This is a genomic window from Siminovitchia fordii DSM 16014 = CIP 108821 (genome assembly GCF_000374565.1).
Taxonomy (GTDB): Bacteria; Bacillota; Bacilli; order Bacillales; family Bacillaceae_C; genus Siminovitchia; species Siminovitchia fordii.
Genome location: NZ_KB894696.1, coordinates 85,876 through 100,428 on the forward strand (window position 1 = coordinate 85,876; position 14,553 = coordinate 100,428).

Annotated in this window: 13 protein-coding genes; 4 read left to right on the top strand and 9 right to left on the bottom strand. The window is 42.1% G+C overall.

Annotation, left to right across the window (positions count from 1 at the left end; genetic code table 11):
• Positions 1–50 precede the first annotated feature (50 nt).
• Positions 51–1,901, top strand: a complete 1,851-nt coding sequence (locus C509_RS0115540) for an SLC13 family permease (protein WP_018707851.1) — start codon at positions 51–53, stop codon at positions 1,899–1,901.
• A gap of 830 nt (positions 1,902–2,731) precedes the next feature.
• Here the strand turns inward: C509_RS0115540 and C509_RS0115545 are convergent.
• Positions 2,732–3,592 carry a fructosamine kinase family protein gene (locus C509_RS0115545; protein ID WP_018707852.1) on the bottom strand — a complete coding sequence of 287 codons (861 nt, stop codon included), beginning with the start codon at positions 3,590–3,592 and terminating at the stop codon, positions 2,732–2,734.
• A gap of 89 nt (positions 3,593–3,681) precedes the next feature.
• Between C509_RS0115545 and C509_RS0115550 the strand changes: the two genes are divergently transcribed.
• The gene (locus tag C509_RS0115550; protein WP_018707853.1) at positions 3,682–4,677 is read left to right on the top strand and encodes an outer membrane protein assembly factor BamD; all 996 of its coding nucleotides are present in this window, start codon (positions 3,682–3,684) and stop codon (positions 4,675–4,677) included.
• A gap of 85 nt (positions 4,678–4,762) precedes the next feature.
• Here C509_RS0115550 and C509_RS0115555 read toward each other — a convergent pair whose 3' ends face one another.
• The gene (locus C509_RS0115555) at positions 4,763–5,221 is read right to left on the bottom strand and encodes a DinB family protein (protein WP_026319895.1); all 459 of its coding nucleotides are present in this window, start codon (positions 5,219–5,221) and stop codon (positions 4,763–4,765) included.
• Positions 5,222–5,702: 481 nt separating this feature from the next.
• Between C509_RS0115555 and hprK the strand changes: the two genes are divergently transcribed.
• Positions 5,703–6,617 carry an HPr(Ser) kinase/phosphatase gene (hprK, locus tag C509_RS0115565; protein WP_018707856.1) on the top strand — a complete coding sequence of 305 codons (915 nt, stop codon included), beginning with the start codon at positions 5,703–5,705 and terminating at the stop codon, positions 6,615–6,617.
• 171 nt (positions 6,618–6,788) lie between these two features.
• Here hprK and C509_RS0115575 read toward each other — a convergent pair whose 3' ends face one another.
• The 7 genes from C509_RS0115575 to C509_RS0115605 form a co-directional block, all read right to left on the bottom strand.
• Positions 6,789–8,441, bottom strand: a complete 1,653-nt coding sequence (locus C509_RS0115575; protein WP_018707857.1) for a b(o/a)3-type cytochrome-c oxidase subunit 1 — start codon at positions 8,439–8,441, stop codon at positions 6,789–6,791.
• The gene (locus C509_RS0115580) at positions 8,438–8,911 is read right to left on the bottom strand and encodes a cytochrome c oxidase subunit II (RefSeq protein WP_018707858.1); all 474 of its coding nucleotides are present in this window, start codon (positions 8,909–8,911) and stop codon (positions 8,438–8,440) included. The genes C509_RS0115575 and C509_RS0115580 overlap by 4 nt, the downstream gene beginning before the upstream one ends.
• A 22-nt stretch (positions 8,912–8,933) precedes the next feature.
• Complete coding sequence (locus C509_RS0115585) at positions 8,934–9,056, bottom strand: hypothetical protein (protein WP_018707859.1); 123 nt, start codon at positions 9,054–9,056, stop codon at positions 8,934–8,936.
• A gap of 181 nt (positions 9,057–9,237) precedes the next feature.
• Positions 9,238–10,395, bottom strand: a complete 1,158-nt coding sequence (locus tag C509_RS0115590; RefSeq protein ID WP_018707860.1) for an MGDG synthase family glycosyltransferase — start codon at positions 10,393–10,395, stop codon at positions 9,238–9,240.
• Positions 10,396–10,462: 67 nt separating this feature from the next.
• A complete protein-coding gene (locus tag C509_RS0115595; RefSeq protein WP_018707861.1) occupies positions 10,463–11,065 on the bottom strand; it encodes a DedA family protein in 603 nt (200 codons plus the stop codon).
• On the bottom strand, positions 11,055–11,783 hold the full coding sequence (locus tag C509_RS0115600) for a polysaccharide deacetylase family protein (protein ID WP_018707862.1): 729 nt from the start codon (positions 11,781–11,783) through the stop codon (positions 11,055–11,057). Before C509_RS0115600 ends, C509_RS0115595 begins: the two co-directional genes overlap by 11 nt.
• Positions 11,784–12,267: 484 nt before the next feature.
• Complete coding sequence (locus tag C509_RS0115605) at positions 12,268–12,954, bottom strand: Crp/Fnr family transcriptional regulator (protein ID WP_018707863.1); 687 nt, start codon at positions 12,952–12,954, stop codon at positions 12,268–12,270.
• A 140-nt stretch (positions 12,955–13,094) separates the two neighbouring features.
• Between C509_RS0115605 and C509_RS24080 the strand changes: the two genes are divergently transcribed.
• On the top strand, positions 13,095–13,829 hold the full coding sequence (locus tag C509_RS24080) for a gamma-glutamyl-gamma-aminobutyrate hydrolase family protein (RefSeq protein WP_018707864.1): 735 nt from the start codon (positions 13,095–13,097) through the stop codon (positions 13,827–13,829).
• Positions 13,830–14,553: the final 724 nt, after the last annotated feature.

Sequence of the window (14,553 nt, forward strand, 5' to 3'; positions counted from 1 at the left end):
ACCTGAATTTTGCGTTACAATTAACTATGAGCTTCTAAGAAAGGATTCAGATGACCTTGGACCTTATTTTGACATTCATCATTTTGGCTGTCACTATCATTTTATTCATGTCCAACAGGATACGGGCGGACTTGGTGGCGGTTATGGCATTGCTGGCATTTGTTCTTACGGGGATCTTAAGTCCGACGGAAGCCCTTGTTGGCTTTTCCAACTCGGTTGTTATTATGATTGCGGGATTGTTCATTATCGGTGCCGGAATTTTACGTACTGGTCTTGCACAGATGGCCAGCAACTTTGTACTCCGTTCTGCTGGAGATAACGAGAACAGGCTTTTTGTCATTCTTCTTGTTATCGTAGCACTTATCGGAACATTTATGAGCAATACGGGAACGGTTGCCATTATGCTGCCGATTGTAGTGAGTATTGCAATCAGTATAAAAAGTACACCATCGAAATTTTTAATTCCACTATCGTATGTGGCAAGCTTTTCCGGATTATTGACGCTCATTGCGTCTCCTGCAAACCTGATTGTAAGTGAGACACTTGCTGAACATGGCTATAAAAAGTTAGGCTTTTTTGATATTACACCAGTCGGTCTAGTTGGAGTCATTACGGGAATTATTTATTTATATTTTGTTCGTAATAAATTTCTCCCTAAAGGGAAAAACCGGGGAAGTGCTGAGGACGAGCATCAGCTGTCGCCTGAAAAGCTTGCCGATGACTATCAATTGGGGGGCAGGCTGTTCCGTGTAAGAGTACCGGATGAATCGGAAATGGTCAATAAAAAACTGACTGAATTGAAGACTCCGGAAAATTACCAATTATATATTTTGAAAATTGTCCGGAGGTCCGCGGAGGGTCTGAATTTATTGCCGATGACCTACCATGAAATGGCCGGACCGAAAAGTGTTATCCAACCGAAGGATATTCTTTACGTGCAGGGAACATTGGAAAACATTGAAAAAATGGTAACAGATTTCGGTTTAATGTTTGAAGAGGAGGAGTCCGAGGCCGACGAATTGGTGTCAAAACAACTCGGTATCGCGGAAGTCCTGTTGACGCCTCATTCGAAATTAATTAATGAGACGGCCAAAAGTATCGGATTCCGTGAGAAGTATAATTTGAATATCTTGGGTATTAACCGCCAGGGGCAATATGTTTTAAAAGAACCGTCAAAACAGCGCCTTCGTTTTGGAGATGCACTGCTAGTTCAGGGTTCTTGGGCTTCGATAGAGCTGCTTGCAAGGGAAACAAACGATGTAGTCGTTGTCGGACAGCCGCAGGAACATGCCAGTGCGGCGTCTGCAAGCGGAAAAGCGCCCATCGCTGCGGGGATTATTTTATTGATGGTATTCCTTATGGTTTTTGAGATTTTTCCTACAGTCATTTCTGTTTTAATTGGTGCGGTGTTAATGATTTTGACTGGCTGTCTCCGGAATATGGATGACGCCTACAGTCAAGTAAACTTTGAGACCATCGTACTAGTTGCCGCCATGCTTCCGATAGCGACAGCCCTGGAAAAAACGGGCGGAATTATGATCCTGTCGGAAGGGATCATTAAGACGCTTGGCGGTTTGGGCAGTTTGGGGGTATTTGCCGGCATTTATTTACTTGCTATGACATTCGGCCAATTCATCAGCAATACGGCAACAGCAGTCCTGTTTGCACCTATCGCCATGAATGCAGCATTAACGATTGATGCCAATCCGTATACATTTTTAATTGGAGTGGCCGTCGCATCAAACATGGCCTTTGCGACTCCGGTTGCCTCTCCTACAAACGCAATGGTCATGACGGCGGGAGGTTACAAAGTCTCTGATTTCGTCAAAATCGGTGTGCCATTGATGGCAGTGGTCTTTGTCGTCATGCTGTTTGCCATCCCATTCTTCTTTCCGTTGTAGGAACAAAAGATTAGAGGTAAACAAGAGGTTCTTCGTATTCCTGCCATTATAAGAAGGTGGTGGGAAATTTCGAGGAGTTAGGCGTTAAAGCAGGGCAGGAGAATAGCATAGACGCTGGTTTACTGTAATCTGAGGTTAAGACAATAGAAAAATAGATCTCAATTTCGGTCACCATGGCAATGAATTGCTCGTGGTGACCGTCTTTTAGTAAATTCCGAATGTCCAGTCACGATAAAGCGTTAAAAGTGCCCGTTTTGAGGGTGTATCTCAAAGATTCGGTCACTAAAAAGCGCTAAAAGTGCCCGTTTTATGGTGAATCTTGAAAGTCCGGTCACTAAAAAGTGCTAAAAGTGCCCGTAAAGTGGTGAATCACGAAAATCCGGTCACTAAAAAGTGCTAAAAGTGCCCGTTTTATGGTGAATCACGAAAATCCGGTCACTAAAAAGTGTTAAAAGTGCCCGTTTTATGGTGAATCACGAAAATCCGGTCACTAAAAAGTGTTAAAAGTGCCCGTAAAGTGGTGAATCACGAAAATCCGGTCACTAAAAAGCGCTAAAAGTGCCCGTAATGTGGTGAATCTTGAAGATCCGGTCACTAAAAAGCGCTAAAAGAGCCCGTAATGTGGTGAATCTTGAAAGTCCGGTCACTAAAAAGCGTTAAAAGTGCCCGTTTTATGGTATGTTACAAAACTTCGGTCACTATGAGCATCGCCAATGTTTACTTGTAAATCGGTTTGCTTTCGGAAAAAGGATCCGCTATAAAAGTAAGAAGGCATTGAGGGCAATCATTCTCAGAGATATATGAATATGGCAGGGCCCCTTAGCGCGCGTTTACACATAACGCTTCAACACGGAATCGACTTTCCCGCCGTACATTTCACTAAAAATGTTCAGGTGAACGATTAGGTAATAGAGTTGATATAAGGGCTTGATCTCCTCATAATAGTCAGCAATTGGAAATCTACTTGCATATGCCTCGTAAAATGCCGACGTGAACCCTCCGAACAGCTCTGTAAAGGCGAGTTCAAAATGCCTATCTCCGTATAGGAAGGACGGATCAATTAAATAAGGATTACCATCGGGACCCGGCAGCCAGTTTCCCCCCCAAAGATCGCCATGTAAATAAGACGGAGGGGCCTCATCGGGAATCCAATCTTCCAGCTGCTCAAGTAGCTTTTCCAGACGATCCCGTCGCTTTCCTTTTATTGTCTGCTGCTGAATCCCTTGTTCAAGTTGTGCCTTAAGCCTCTTGTCGCGATAATAATCCAACCAACTGGAAGAAAGTCCGTTCGGTTGAGGAAGCGTTCCGATAAACGTGTCTTTCCTGAAACCATGTTTTATTCCGTAATTTTGGTGCATCGCTGCCAACTGTTCTCCCAGTTGTATTTGTGTTTTCGAAGTTTCGCACCCCTCCAGCCATTCCATGACCAGAAAAGCTTCCCCCTTCTTATCAGAAAAGGCGAGCACGTCAGGGACAGAGATGGATTTGGTCGATTTGATCAGCCGCAAGCCATCTGCCTCCAACTCAAAAAAGCCGCTAGGTGAATTCGCATGATACTTTATAAAATATTTGCTTCTCTCCGTTTCCACAAAAAAACTTTCATTGATGGAGCCGCCTGCAACCCGCTTTACATTTTTGATTGAAGAACGATCATCTGCTTTGTATAAAGACTGCCGAATGATTTGATTCATGGAATATCGCCTCCCATTACAATCAATGGTAACATAATGCTCGCAAACAAACGTATATGCTATAAAATAGGATCGGGGGAGGAAGTTCATTGAAGAAATTATCCAATTACTTACTTGTATTCCTTATGATTTTATCTGTTTATGGGTGTTCCAAAAACAATGAGATCTATGAAAAGCTCATGGAGCAGGGGGTACACCAGATTGAAAAAGAAGAATACGAACGTGCGGAGAACTTTTTTAAAAAAGCGCTGGAGGGAAATCCCAAAGATGAAAAAGCCACTATATTAATTAAACAAACTCAAAAAATGTTAAAAGCCCTAAAGGAATACGATGAGGGTGATTTTGAAGCTGCAAAGATTTCTGCGGAAAAAGTTAAAAAGCTCAAGGGAGGTTCAGAAACGCTCCAGGAAAAAGCAGAGAGCCTACTGGGACAGATGGAAGAATTGGAAAAGAAAAAAGAAGAATATACCGCAAGCTATGAAGAGGCGAAGCAGCACTATGAGCAAGGGGAGTTTGATGAATCTCTACGTATTGTTGATGAGTTTTCGGAAGAGGATCTTAGCCATCCGTTTTTTGGCCATCTTACAGAAAACATTGATATGTTAAAGAGCGATGTAAAGAATGCCAGAGAAAAAGCACTTGCTGGAGCCGAAGCCAAGGCAGAAGCAGAAGAGAAGGCCAAAGCCGAAGCGGAAGCAAAAGCTAAGGCAGAAGCGGAAAAGAAAGCGGCTGAAAAAGCCCAACAAGAGAAGGTCGCAGAAAAAAAATCAAAAATAGAAGCAGCACCCAAAGATATCGGTGCGGCTGGGGGATACTGGCTGACAGAAGATCGTACAGAAGCGTGCCACCTCACATCTACTTATTTTGCGTGTGCTGTAAAGCAGTCAGATGTTGGCTTTGAAGAGAACATTATTAATATTCATCACATTAGCAGCACTGAAATAGAATTAACATTGAATAGTGGCTACAAGACCCGCCTTATTTTGGCGGATAAAGATGTTTTGCAAGGGGAAGGTGGCAGGATGAACCGCGTAAGCAAAGAAGAGGCTAACAGCATTTATGAAGGTTATTATGAGCTGCCGTGATCACGATCCTAGAAAAAAACTGCAAGTTGTACGAAAAGGCGTTTGTTTAAAAAACGCCTTTTCGTAAAATAAAACAGGTGGTGCTTCATTTCATCACATACTGCATGGATTTAACAATTCCCAGATGAATGCCGTCATGCCAGGTCACGAACTGCAGAGCTGCGTCAACTGTATCAAGCTTCAAATAGCGAATGTCTACAGTTTCGGTTGCCGCATTATCCAACTTTCCATTAAAAAACTCCATTATTCGCTCACCCTGATTTTTTAAAGCATCCATTATTTCCTCTACAGTAGGTGGTTCTTTGTCCCATTTAAAAGGGCTTGTCCCATCTATAAAAAATTCATACCATTCAGGGTAGATGATTTCGTAAGTTTTATCGGCCTTGTTCAAGTAATCCTCAGCCGTAATGTACATATGGCCGGCATTCCACCGGATTGTATTTGGAAAGCCTTCAATCCGTTCGTCCCAAGTGCCTTCCTTCGTATTTCCCAACGCAATCAATAAAGCGGCGCGAGAATATTCGAACATATTTAATGTCTCCATTTCTATCCAACACCCTTTATCCTTGTTTTACAACATTATATTCTAGTGGTACAGGGACTTCCAATCATTTGACTTATTGAATCTTTGTATATCTCTTATATGCCACTCGGAACATGGGGCGGAAAGTTGGGATGGTTCTGTGCAATAAACTGGCAAAACCTGAAACCTTTGGTGAAGCATCTCGTATATAAGACTTACATGGATGAAAAGGACAAAAAATCATCACATGTCCAAGGAAAAAAGGGTTTCCCTCAATTCTGGAATTTCGTTGCCCTTCAGCAAGAGACACAGATGTTCCCTACTGGCTGTGTTGAAAAGACTCCGTTTCTTATTGAATGTAAATTTGTTATGACAATTATTTAGAGATTTTTCGACAAAAGCATGTAAGCGCTTCAAATAGGGAATTATGAGGATGACGTTTCCTCTTTTTTCAAGTATAATCCTGAATCATAGGGTATTCAGATATGGAGAGTGCATCAATGTGAAAACGATAACAGTTAAAGACTTGATCAATAGATTTTCTTTGGAGGTTTTGGCAGGGGAGGATCACCTGGACCGAAAAATTACAACAAATAGAGCACACCGTCCAGGCTTGGAGTTTGTGGGCTATTTCGACTTTTTCCCTACTGAACTTGTGCAAGTGCTCGGAGTAAAAGAGCTCACTTTTTTAAAAAGGCTAAGCGATGAGGAGCAGAAGTTGCGGATAGGGAACATCGTGAATTATCACCCTCCATGCTTCATCATCACCGCACAGCAGGAAAGCCTGGGCTATTTGACGGAATACTGTGTTCAGGAAGGGATTCCCTTGCTTCGTACGGATGATGATCCGACATCGGAATTCATCAGGAAGCTGGATGCCTACTTGTTAAAGGCGTTGGCTCCGGAAATGGCTATCCACGGTGTTTGTGTCAATGTTTCGGGCATCGGGGTTCTGCTTCGGGGTAAATCGGGCATTGGAAAAAGCGAGACTGCCCATACATTAATACGCAGGGGGCATCGGCTTGTAGCAGATGATATTGTCGCATTGAAAAAACTAGGACCACAGACACTCCTAGGCACGCACGACAATCATACGAGAGAGTTGCTCGCCTTAAGAAGTATCGGTCTTGTCAATGTAGTGCGCCTGTATGGCAGGGAGGCGTTTCAGGACCAGACAAGGATCGTCCTGGATATTGAGCTGACAAAATGGGAGGAGGACTCCCTGAACAATGAATTGGAGCTAGAGCCCCAGTTCACCGACTACATGGGGGTCAAAATTCCCCATATTGAAATCCAGCTCCAGCCAGGCCGCGATGTAGCGGGCCTCATTGAAGCAGCTGCCAACAACTGGTATCTCCAACGTGAGGGATACAGCGCAGCAGAAGAATTCTCAAAACGGCTGGGAATCGATCATTAATATAAACGGAAAAAACAGACGGAAGCTTTGTGCTCCGTCTGTTTATTTTCGGGGTACTCACCTCAATATCCTACTCAATCGGTTGCGCTTTTAATTTCAACTGCTATCACCATGGTGACCATTGTGACGATAAGCATGGAAGATACGACCATGAACATATGGATCAACTCCTTACCAAGTGATGAATCCTCTGGAACCTGGAGGTGCATGCTGGATCATGTCGGCTAGCGGCAGTGCATAGGCCATGACAATGAGTACTAATGCAATACCGACCCATACTCCCCAGTTTTCCAAGAATTTGGCTGTGTGTGATGTATCACTTTCCGCGATTGGAAATTCAATAAAATCTTTTTCTTCCTGTACTTTAGGGGTGACAAACATTAGGTTTGCTACGATATAGACCAAGAGCATGGCTGAGAAGAATAAGATTGTTCCGCCGATGGCCATTGTGACATGGTTTGATAATATTCCATGGAACCAGTCTGCTGCAGATTCGTTGCCATTATATCCAGAATAGGCTGTTCTCCGCGGAGCTCCAAGGAGACCCAGTAAATGCTGCGCAGTTGACATGAGAAGCATCCCTATAGCCCAAGACCCAATTTGAATGTGGGCAAGCTTTTGCAAGTGCTTTGGAAATTCCCTGCCTGTCAAATAGGGAATCAGCCAGAATGTAATGCTCATAAATGTCATGGCAACCGGTGTTCCCACTGTAATATGGAAGTGTCCCACTACCCAAAGTGTATTGTGTACAAGCTCGTTCAATTGAAAACTTGCATTTATGATTCCGCCTGCACCGCCCGGAATGAAGAACAGCATCGCGATGAAGAGGGAAGAAAATCGTACATCTTTCCAAGGGAGCTTTCTGAACCATCCGAACACCCCTGTCCCGCCTTTACTTCTTCCAGAGATTTCAAATGTAGCGAACATGGAAAAGGCAGTCATCAATGTCGGGATAATTACCATGAACGTCAGTACGACCTGTAAAAATTTCCAGAAGCTATCGATCCCCGGCTCTGTCAACTGATGGTGAAATCCGACAGGGAATGAGAATAGAATGAACAGAATAAATGAAAATCTAGCAAGTGAGTCACTGAACACTTTGGTACCGATAATCTTTGGCATGACGACATACCAGGCCATATAAGCAGGCAGCAGCCAGAAATAAACAAGCGGGTGGCCGAAATACCAGAATAAAGAACGGCTCAATTCAACATTGATCGTATCTGTCCACCCAAATGCCCATGGAAGGTACTGGAAGACAACAGTTGCCACTACACCCAGGCAGGCAATCAGCCATAAGAGGAGAGTGGCCGTCGTCATATAAGCAAACAACGGGCTGAAATTTCCTTTGTTCTTTTTCTTCCAAGCGATAAAATGTCCGAGAAGAGCAAAGCTGGATAACCATGTTCCAATAATGAATAAAGCCAATCCGAGGTAATACCAACCGCTTGCTTTCAATGGAGCATAGAACGTATATAGTACTGATGCTTTCCCTGAAATGATCATCACAGTTGCCATTGTGGTCCCAATGGCTGTGACCCACAGACCAAGCCAAGCGAACAGACTCACTTTTGGCCCGAAGGCCCCCAGTGTTTTACTCATGCCGGCAATCAGGAAGGCAAAGATAAAGAATGTTGTAAAAATAAGAGCCAATAATACGCCGTGTGCCGTCAAGATCTGGTAATAGTCCAAAAAGTTGGGCAGTTGCAAAGCATCATTTCTGATGAAAACCTGCAGCAAACCGCAAAAGGTCCCGATGATAAATGCGATATAGGCAATCCCGATATTCCATAACGCAAGCTTTCTGTCTTTCATTGCCATCATGGTTCATACACCTCAATCTCTGTAGACATAAAATGGTGGCCTGCTCCACAATATTCGTTGCAGAGAACTAAATATTTTCCTGGTTTATCGAAAATATAGCTTTTATGGGTGATCCTTCCAGGGACAGCCATCATGTTCACTTTCGTGTTATCGATTGTAAAGCTGTGCACTACATCTGTACTCGTTAAGGTAAAAATGATTTCTTTTCCTGCTGGAACTTTTACATCTGGAGGATTGTATCCGAAAGCCTGGGCAACTATCACCACTTCGTATCTGTTTTCATCGATCTGTCTGACCCCCGGCTTGTCAAAGGGAGCCGTTTCGTTGACTTTTTCGGGGTCAATCGTGTCCATTCCGCCTGCAGGTTCATGTCCGTGTGCAAAGGCGGTGAAACCGACAATGCTTAAAAACACGGCAAGCGATAAAATGCCAAAAATCAACCATATCTTTTCGTATTTGTGAAAATGCATAAACACTCACCTTCTTCAGTTTTTATCTGGCAACATAAAGGAAATATGTTGCAAACCACATTATGATAATAATGATTCCAACCCCAAAAACACTGACAAGCGTTCCTTTAAGATTTGGCTCCGCACCATGTCTGTTTTTAGCCATTTGACACCCTCCTATATGCTCATCATTTACTCAAATAGTACTACCGAAAATATTTCGCCACTGTGATAAAAGTCACACTTCATACTGAATTCACAAGACCTTCATAAGTACTTCAAAATTTAGACAAAAAGAAAAGCCCGCGGATGGCGAGCTTAGTAGCATGTAGCAAAAAAGTATTGTTTCAGTTAAAAAAAGCACATTTTAACTGAAAATCGATTCTCTTCTTTTGGATTCTTTTTTCGAGCATGCGGTCGAAGATTTCCACCACACCTTTGGGGCTTTTTAATTCGATTTCCTCATGATAAGTGGTGATCGACTGCTTCCATCGTCCCATTTTAATTTCATCCGCTAAAGTATTTTTCAATTGCTGTTCAAGTGGGGTATGTTCTTCAAGTTCAAAGACAAGGTGATGCTTCTTTAAATAGTTCATGTTGATTTTTTCTTGGCCCGGAAGCATGGAATGAATGAATATGGGAACTTCCTTTTGCAGCGCTTCGCTGATTGTGACGCCGCCAGGCTTTGTAATGATGGCATCCGCCTGTTCATAAAGTTTGTTCATCGCCTTCCTAGAAGAAATATAGGATAGGGGCTGGATACGTTCGTTGTTCCAAGAATGGATTTCCTCGTAAAGTGGCTTGTTCTTCCCACAAAGCACTAAGTAATCATAATGAGAGGATTCGCTTAGTTCCTGTACAAGGGTCAATATTTTTCCCAGACCGCTGTTTCCTCCCGCAATTAATATTCGGGGGCGCTTTATAGCATTCTCTTGTTTCTCGCTTTTTAAAATTTCCTCGTGAACCGGAATGCCTGTAACAATCATCTTATGCGCAGGTATACTGGATGATAGTGTTTCTTTCACTTCCCGGCAAGGAAGAAAATGGGCATCAATCCCTTCCTTTCCCCAGATGCCGTTTACAAAGAAATCTGTATAGACGTTAATAACCGGAACATTGCACCTCTCAATTCTTTTTATTTTGCTTAAAAGATAGGAGGGGAAGCTTTGTGTACAAACGACCATATCAGGGGCTTCTTCTGTTAACAGCTGTCTCATTTTATTCATGAAGAAAGATTGATGCCACCTGAAAAAATAATCGGTTTTGGCTGGGGTGGAAAAAACATTTTTATAAGCATGATGGTATGTTTCGGGTGCGTAGCGGATCCATTTCAAATAACAATTGGTCACTAGCTTTTCCAATGTTTTATTCGTATAGCTTACCAGGTCGACCTTTTTGCATATTGTGCTGTTGGAATATTTTTGTATTGAATCCATTAAAGCGTCAGCCACTTGATGATGCCCGGAACGCAGTTGCAGAAGTGGCAAAAATAGAATTTTTTTCATCTGCTTCATCTCCCGTCCTGTTTGAATACATACCCGTTGTGAAAGAGATTTAACAAAAGGAGGGTTCTCATGAATCAGTTGGCTGTTGTTTCTTTTTCCTATATAACTTGATTCCTGTGTAGCCGAAAAAGGCAATAAAGAAAAAGACCCCAAAGTATGGAGCGTATTTAGGGTTGAGATGAAAGGTATTGCCAGCAAGGAGTCCCGCTAAAATCAAGGGAAATGTCCAAAATACAGTTCCCAGAAGGGACAAGAGGCAAAATGACCGAAATGGTATTTTGGCTATACCCGCAAAATAGGGGCTTACCTGGCGGATACCCGGCATGTAAAAACCGAATAAAATGGTCTTATGGGTGTTTCTCCTATATTTCGATCTCACCTTTTTCCAGCGTTCCATAGTGATTCCAACATATTTTCCGTATCTATTTATGAACGGACTGCCGATATACTTTCCCAATCCAAATGCTGCAAGCATTCCCAAAAAGGCACCCAGAAAAGCACTGAAGGCGGCCAATTCGAGTGATAGCTTATTCTCGCCGACCAATACACCCACTAGAAAAAGTAAGGATTCTTCAGGGGCAGGCACACCGACGATCCCAAGAAACAGAAATAAGAATATGATCAAGTATCCGTATAGGTAGATATAATCAAGCAGTATGTCAATGCTCATAATGGCCTCTTCTGTCCATATTTGAAGTTTCTAGTGTAATAAACTGTCTGCCTTCCTTTACACTTTCCTTGAGGAAAACTTCCAGGTTTTCAATCATATATTTTGGTGCATTCTCATCAGCCCCAATCGTTTCTCCACAATCGTGCAGGAGAATGATGGACCCGTCATCCGGCACCTGTCTCAAATCACGAAGGAGGGTGTGCTCACTTCTTTCTGCCTTCCAGTCCCCGAAAATATGTGACCATATGACAATCTCATAGTCTTTGGCGATTTGATTCGTAAATAGATTAAAATGCCCCCATGGAGGGCGGTAGAAGCACGTCCTTTTTCCGGTCAATCTCCGGATGACCTTTTGGGTCCTATTCATTTGCTTCTTTAACTGAAAGGGTGTTATAGACCAATTAGATACATGTTGATAATGATGAATGCCGATCACATGACCTTCCTGATGCATTCGCCTGATGATCTCCGGATATTTTTCCGCTTTATGGCCGACAACAAAAAAAGCAGCTTTTACACGATATCTCTTCAGAAGGTCCAGCAGCATGATTGTAAATTCCGGATGAGGACCGTCATCAAAGGTCAAAGCAATGCCTTTTTGACCCTTTATCCTCTTTGTAATTTCTTTTCCGCTTACCCTTATGGCAATCGTCGGGATTATTGAATAGCTTGTAAACAACAGAGCCACTGCAGCCAAGCAGAGGATAAAAACGTCCATGGTTTCGTCCCGCTCACTTTATTTTAAGTTATTCGTTTGATTTCTCTATTCCCCCTTAACAAAGAACTAAGCATATTGTTTAGATAAAAGTGCAAGCGGCGGCTGTTTGTCTATCGTGGTTCGACCAAAGGAAGTGACTCTGACGTGGTAAGGAAGTGCGAAAGTGCCTGCTGAGCGGTGATACGCATAAGACGAGTACTGAAGAAGATGTAATTTTCTTCAGCAGCGATTTACCGGCTGCCTCCAGATAGAGGTCCTGTGGGTTCGCTTGAACTAGAATATCCTGATACGGAGTTGGCCACGTCATTAACAATGATTACAACTTAGGTATTCTTCCTCAAACATAAGAAAGACCGCGACAAATATGTCGTGGCCTTAGTTAAGGGCCCATAATGGGCCTCAATTTGTTTTATTTCCGTTTTTTCCTCCTGAATCATATGTAATTCAGAATAATCGTGCTAATCTATGATTCCGCCCCATTACTTTAGTCTATCCTGCAAATCTCCACAGGACAATTTTCACAATGGATTTCGTCTTTTAGGTATTGCAGGTCGCAGACAAAAATTTTTCCGTCTTCCATTTTAATGATTCCGTCGTTTTTTAAACCGTTTAACAGGCGGTTGACGACTTCGCGGCTCATACCGCAAAAATTGGCAAGTTCCTGGTTTTTAAGTGGGAGATCAATCAGAATCCCACCATTTTTTTGAATGCCGTAACTATTTGTCATGCGGATGAGTGTCGAATAAAGAGCGCCTTTTTTTCCATGTAATATAAGGTCCCGGAATTTGGATTGGGTCTTCTGTTGTTCGGTACCCATCATTTGTAAAAAACCGATGGCAAGGCTTGGGGTAAGAAAAAGTTTCTCTTCCAGCTTTTGCTTCCCGATTTTTATACACTTGCAGTCTTCAATCACTTTCGCTTGGACCCTATAGGTGGAAAGAGCACAAAACAGACGGATTTCGCTTATAAAATCTCCCTCGCTACAAATCCGGAAAGTGATTTCCCGACCGTCGGGCGTTATTTTTCCTATCTTGATTTTCCCTGAACGGATATAGAATATGCCATCGGCAAGCTCTCCTTCACGGAACAGATAGCTGCCTTTTTTATATTCCTTTTCTTTGTTTTCAATCGATAGGAGTTCCTTCAAATCGTTTGGATAATTGTCACTCATGGAAGTCCTCCCGCCAATAATAAAAAATACATTCTAAATGTATCTTTATTATACCATGGAAACGTGGAGCCTACAGCCATGTATGTTTGTTTTTTAGGCTATTTAAACGGGTATGAGCATCTATGCAGGGAGTGACGGCTATGAATAAAGAAAATCCGATTATTGGTGTTACATCAAACCTTGAATTTGTCAGGGACAATATTAGTTATACATTGTATTACAGCTATCTTGAGGCTGTAATAAAAGCGGGGGGCACTCCGATCGTCTTAACACTTGGCAATGAGGAAATAACCAACGAATGGGTGAGGATGATTGACGGGGTTTTACTAACCGGGGGAAATGATATTCATCCGATGCATTATGATGGGAACTTTCATCCTGAACTTGGCCTTCTCACACCGAAGTTGGATAAGTCAGATATGATGATTGTTAAAAAAGCTTACGAAAACCGGATTCCAATGCTCGGGATATGCCGAGGGTCCCATCTGATCAACGTGGCTCTCGGCGGTACATTGTTATCAGACATCGATTCCCAACTTGAGAATCCAGAAAATCATTTGGATAAAGGAAACCGCAATTCTTTGCTGAGTCATAAAATAAAAATAGAAAGGGATAGTATCTTGTATACGATTTGCGAAGAAGAGGAAGTAGAAGTAAACAGCTTCCATCACCAGGCTATTGACAAACTTGGCAGCGGTCTGAAATGTACAGCTCATGCTTTTGATGGAGTCAAGGAAGCTTTTGAAAGTGAAGATGGAAATATCATGGGAACACAATTTCATCCAGAAGAGTTGAGAAAGTTTGACCGCCGGATGCATGATTTTATAAGACTCTTCATTGATAACTGCCGAATCCAGAAAACGCTCCGAAACTGAATCATTTGGGAAGTTTATATTATTCTCTGTAGAATGATTACTTTATCTTTAAAAATGTTTGCGAAATCATTCGTTTTTGTTTCCTCGGTAGGGGATAGAAGTAATTTATTTTGTGATAACTATGTTTTAAATGTTATTCCATACTTCCGCAGTCATTACTGAAGTTCCGCTCACATTTGCTTTTTCAAGAAAATCCGACAAATTCCACCATTTTTGTCGGGTATTTCTCCCTCTTTTTACAGTACATAGTGCTTCAGAAACATAGGAATCGCCATAACTTTCGAATCCCTCGTAGGGTGGATCATATATGTCGATCATTACTGGTTAATTGAACTTATTTTGCCTTAATAGGCCTCAATAATGACATGTATCAACAAATTTAAACCTAGCCCTACAAATTGGAACAAATATTTCACCAAGGGAACAGCTCTCTTAGTTTAAATCCATTCTATCACGCTCCCCCATTAGAGGTGTTTTTATAGTTTTCGAATCACTGAGATTACCTGGTAAAATAGTTAAATCTGTATGTAAACAAAAATGTATACATGTAAACAAAATAAGATGATTTGTACACGATAAACGTATACATGTTTACAAAGTAGTACACATAGCGTTATATCAACATGTGTACATATAAGGTAAACATGTGTACAAGTAAACGAATAATGTTTACAAAATGTCTGGGGTGAAAGTGTCATTGACCTGAATAAGAAATTCAGGTAAT

Coding starts and splice junctions, on each gene's coding strand:
- C509_RS0115540 (WP_018707851.1), top strand. CDS start 51: ATGACCTTGGACCTTATTTTGACATTCATCATTTTGGCTGTCACTATC.
- C509_RS0115545 (WP_018707852.1), bottom strand. CDS start 3,592: ATGAATCAAATCATTCGGCAGTCTTTATACAAAGCAGATGATCGTTCT.
- C509_RS0115595 (WP_018707861.1), bottom strand. CDS start 11,065: ATGAGCATTGACATACTGCTTGATTATATCTACCTATACGGATACTTG.
- C509_RS0115575 (WP_018707857.1), bottom strand. CDS start 8,441: ATGATGGCAATGAAAGACAGAAAGCTTGCGTTATGGAATATCGGGATT.
- C509_RS0115600 (WP_018707862.1), bottom strand. CDS start 11,783: ATGGACGTTTTTATCCTCTGCTTGGCTGCAGTGGCTCTGTTGTTTACA.
- C509_RS0115605 (WP_018707863.1), bottom strand. CDS start 12,954: ATGAGTGACAATTATCCAAACGATTTGAAGGAACTCCTATCGATTGAA.
- C509_RS0115555 (WP_026319895.1), bottom strand. CDS start 5,221: ATGGAGACATTAAATATGTTCGAATATTCTCGCGCCGCTTTATTGATT.
- C509_RS0115590 (WP_018707860.1), bottom strand. CDS start 10,395: ATGAAAAAAATTCTATTTTTGCCACTTCTGCAACTGCGTTCCGGGCAT.
- C509_RS0115585 (WP_018707859.1), bottom strand. CDS start 9,056: ATGGCTAAAAACAGACATGGTGCGGAGCCAAATCTTAAAGGAACGCTT.
- C509_RS0115580 (WP_018707858.1), bottom strand. CDS start 8,911: ATGCATTTTCACAAATACGAAAAGATATGGTTGATTTTTGGCATTTTA.
- C509_RS24080 (WP_018707864.1), top strand. CDS start 13,095: ATGAATAAAGAAAATCCGATTATTGGTGTTACATCAAACCTTGAATTT.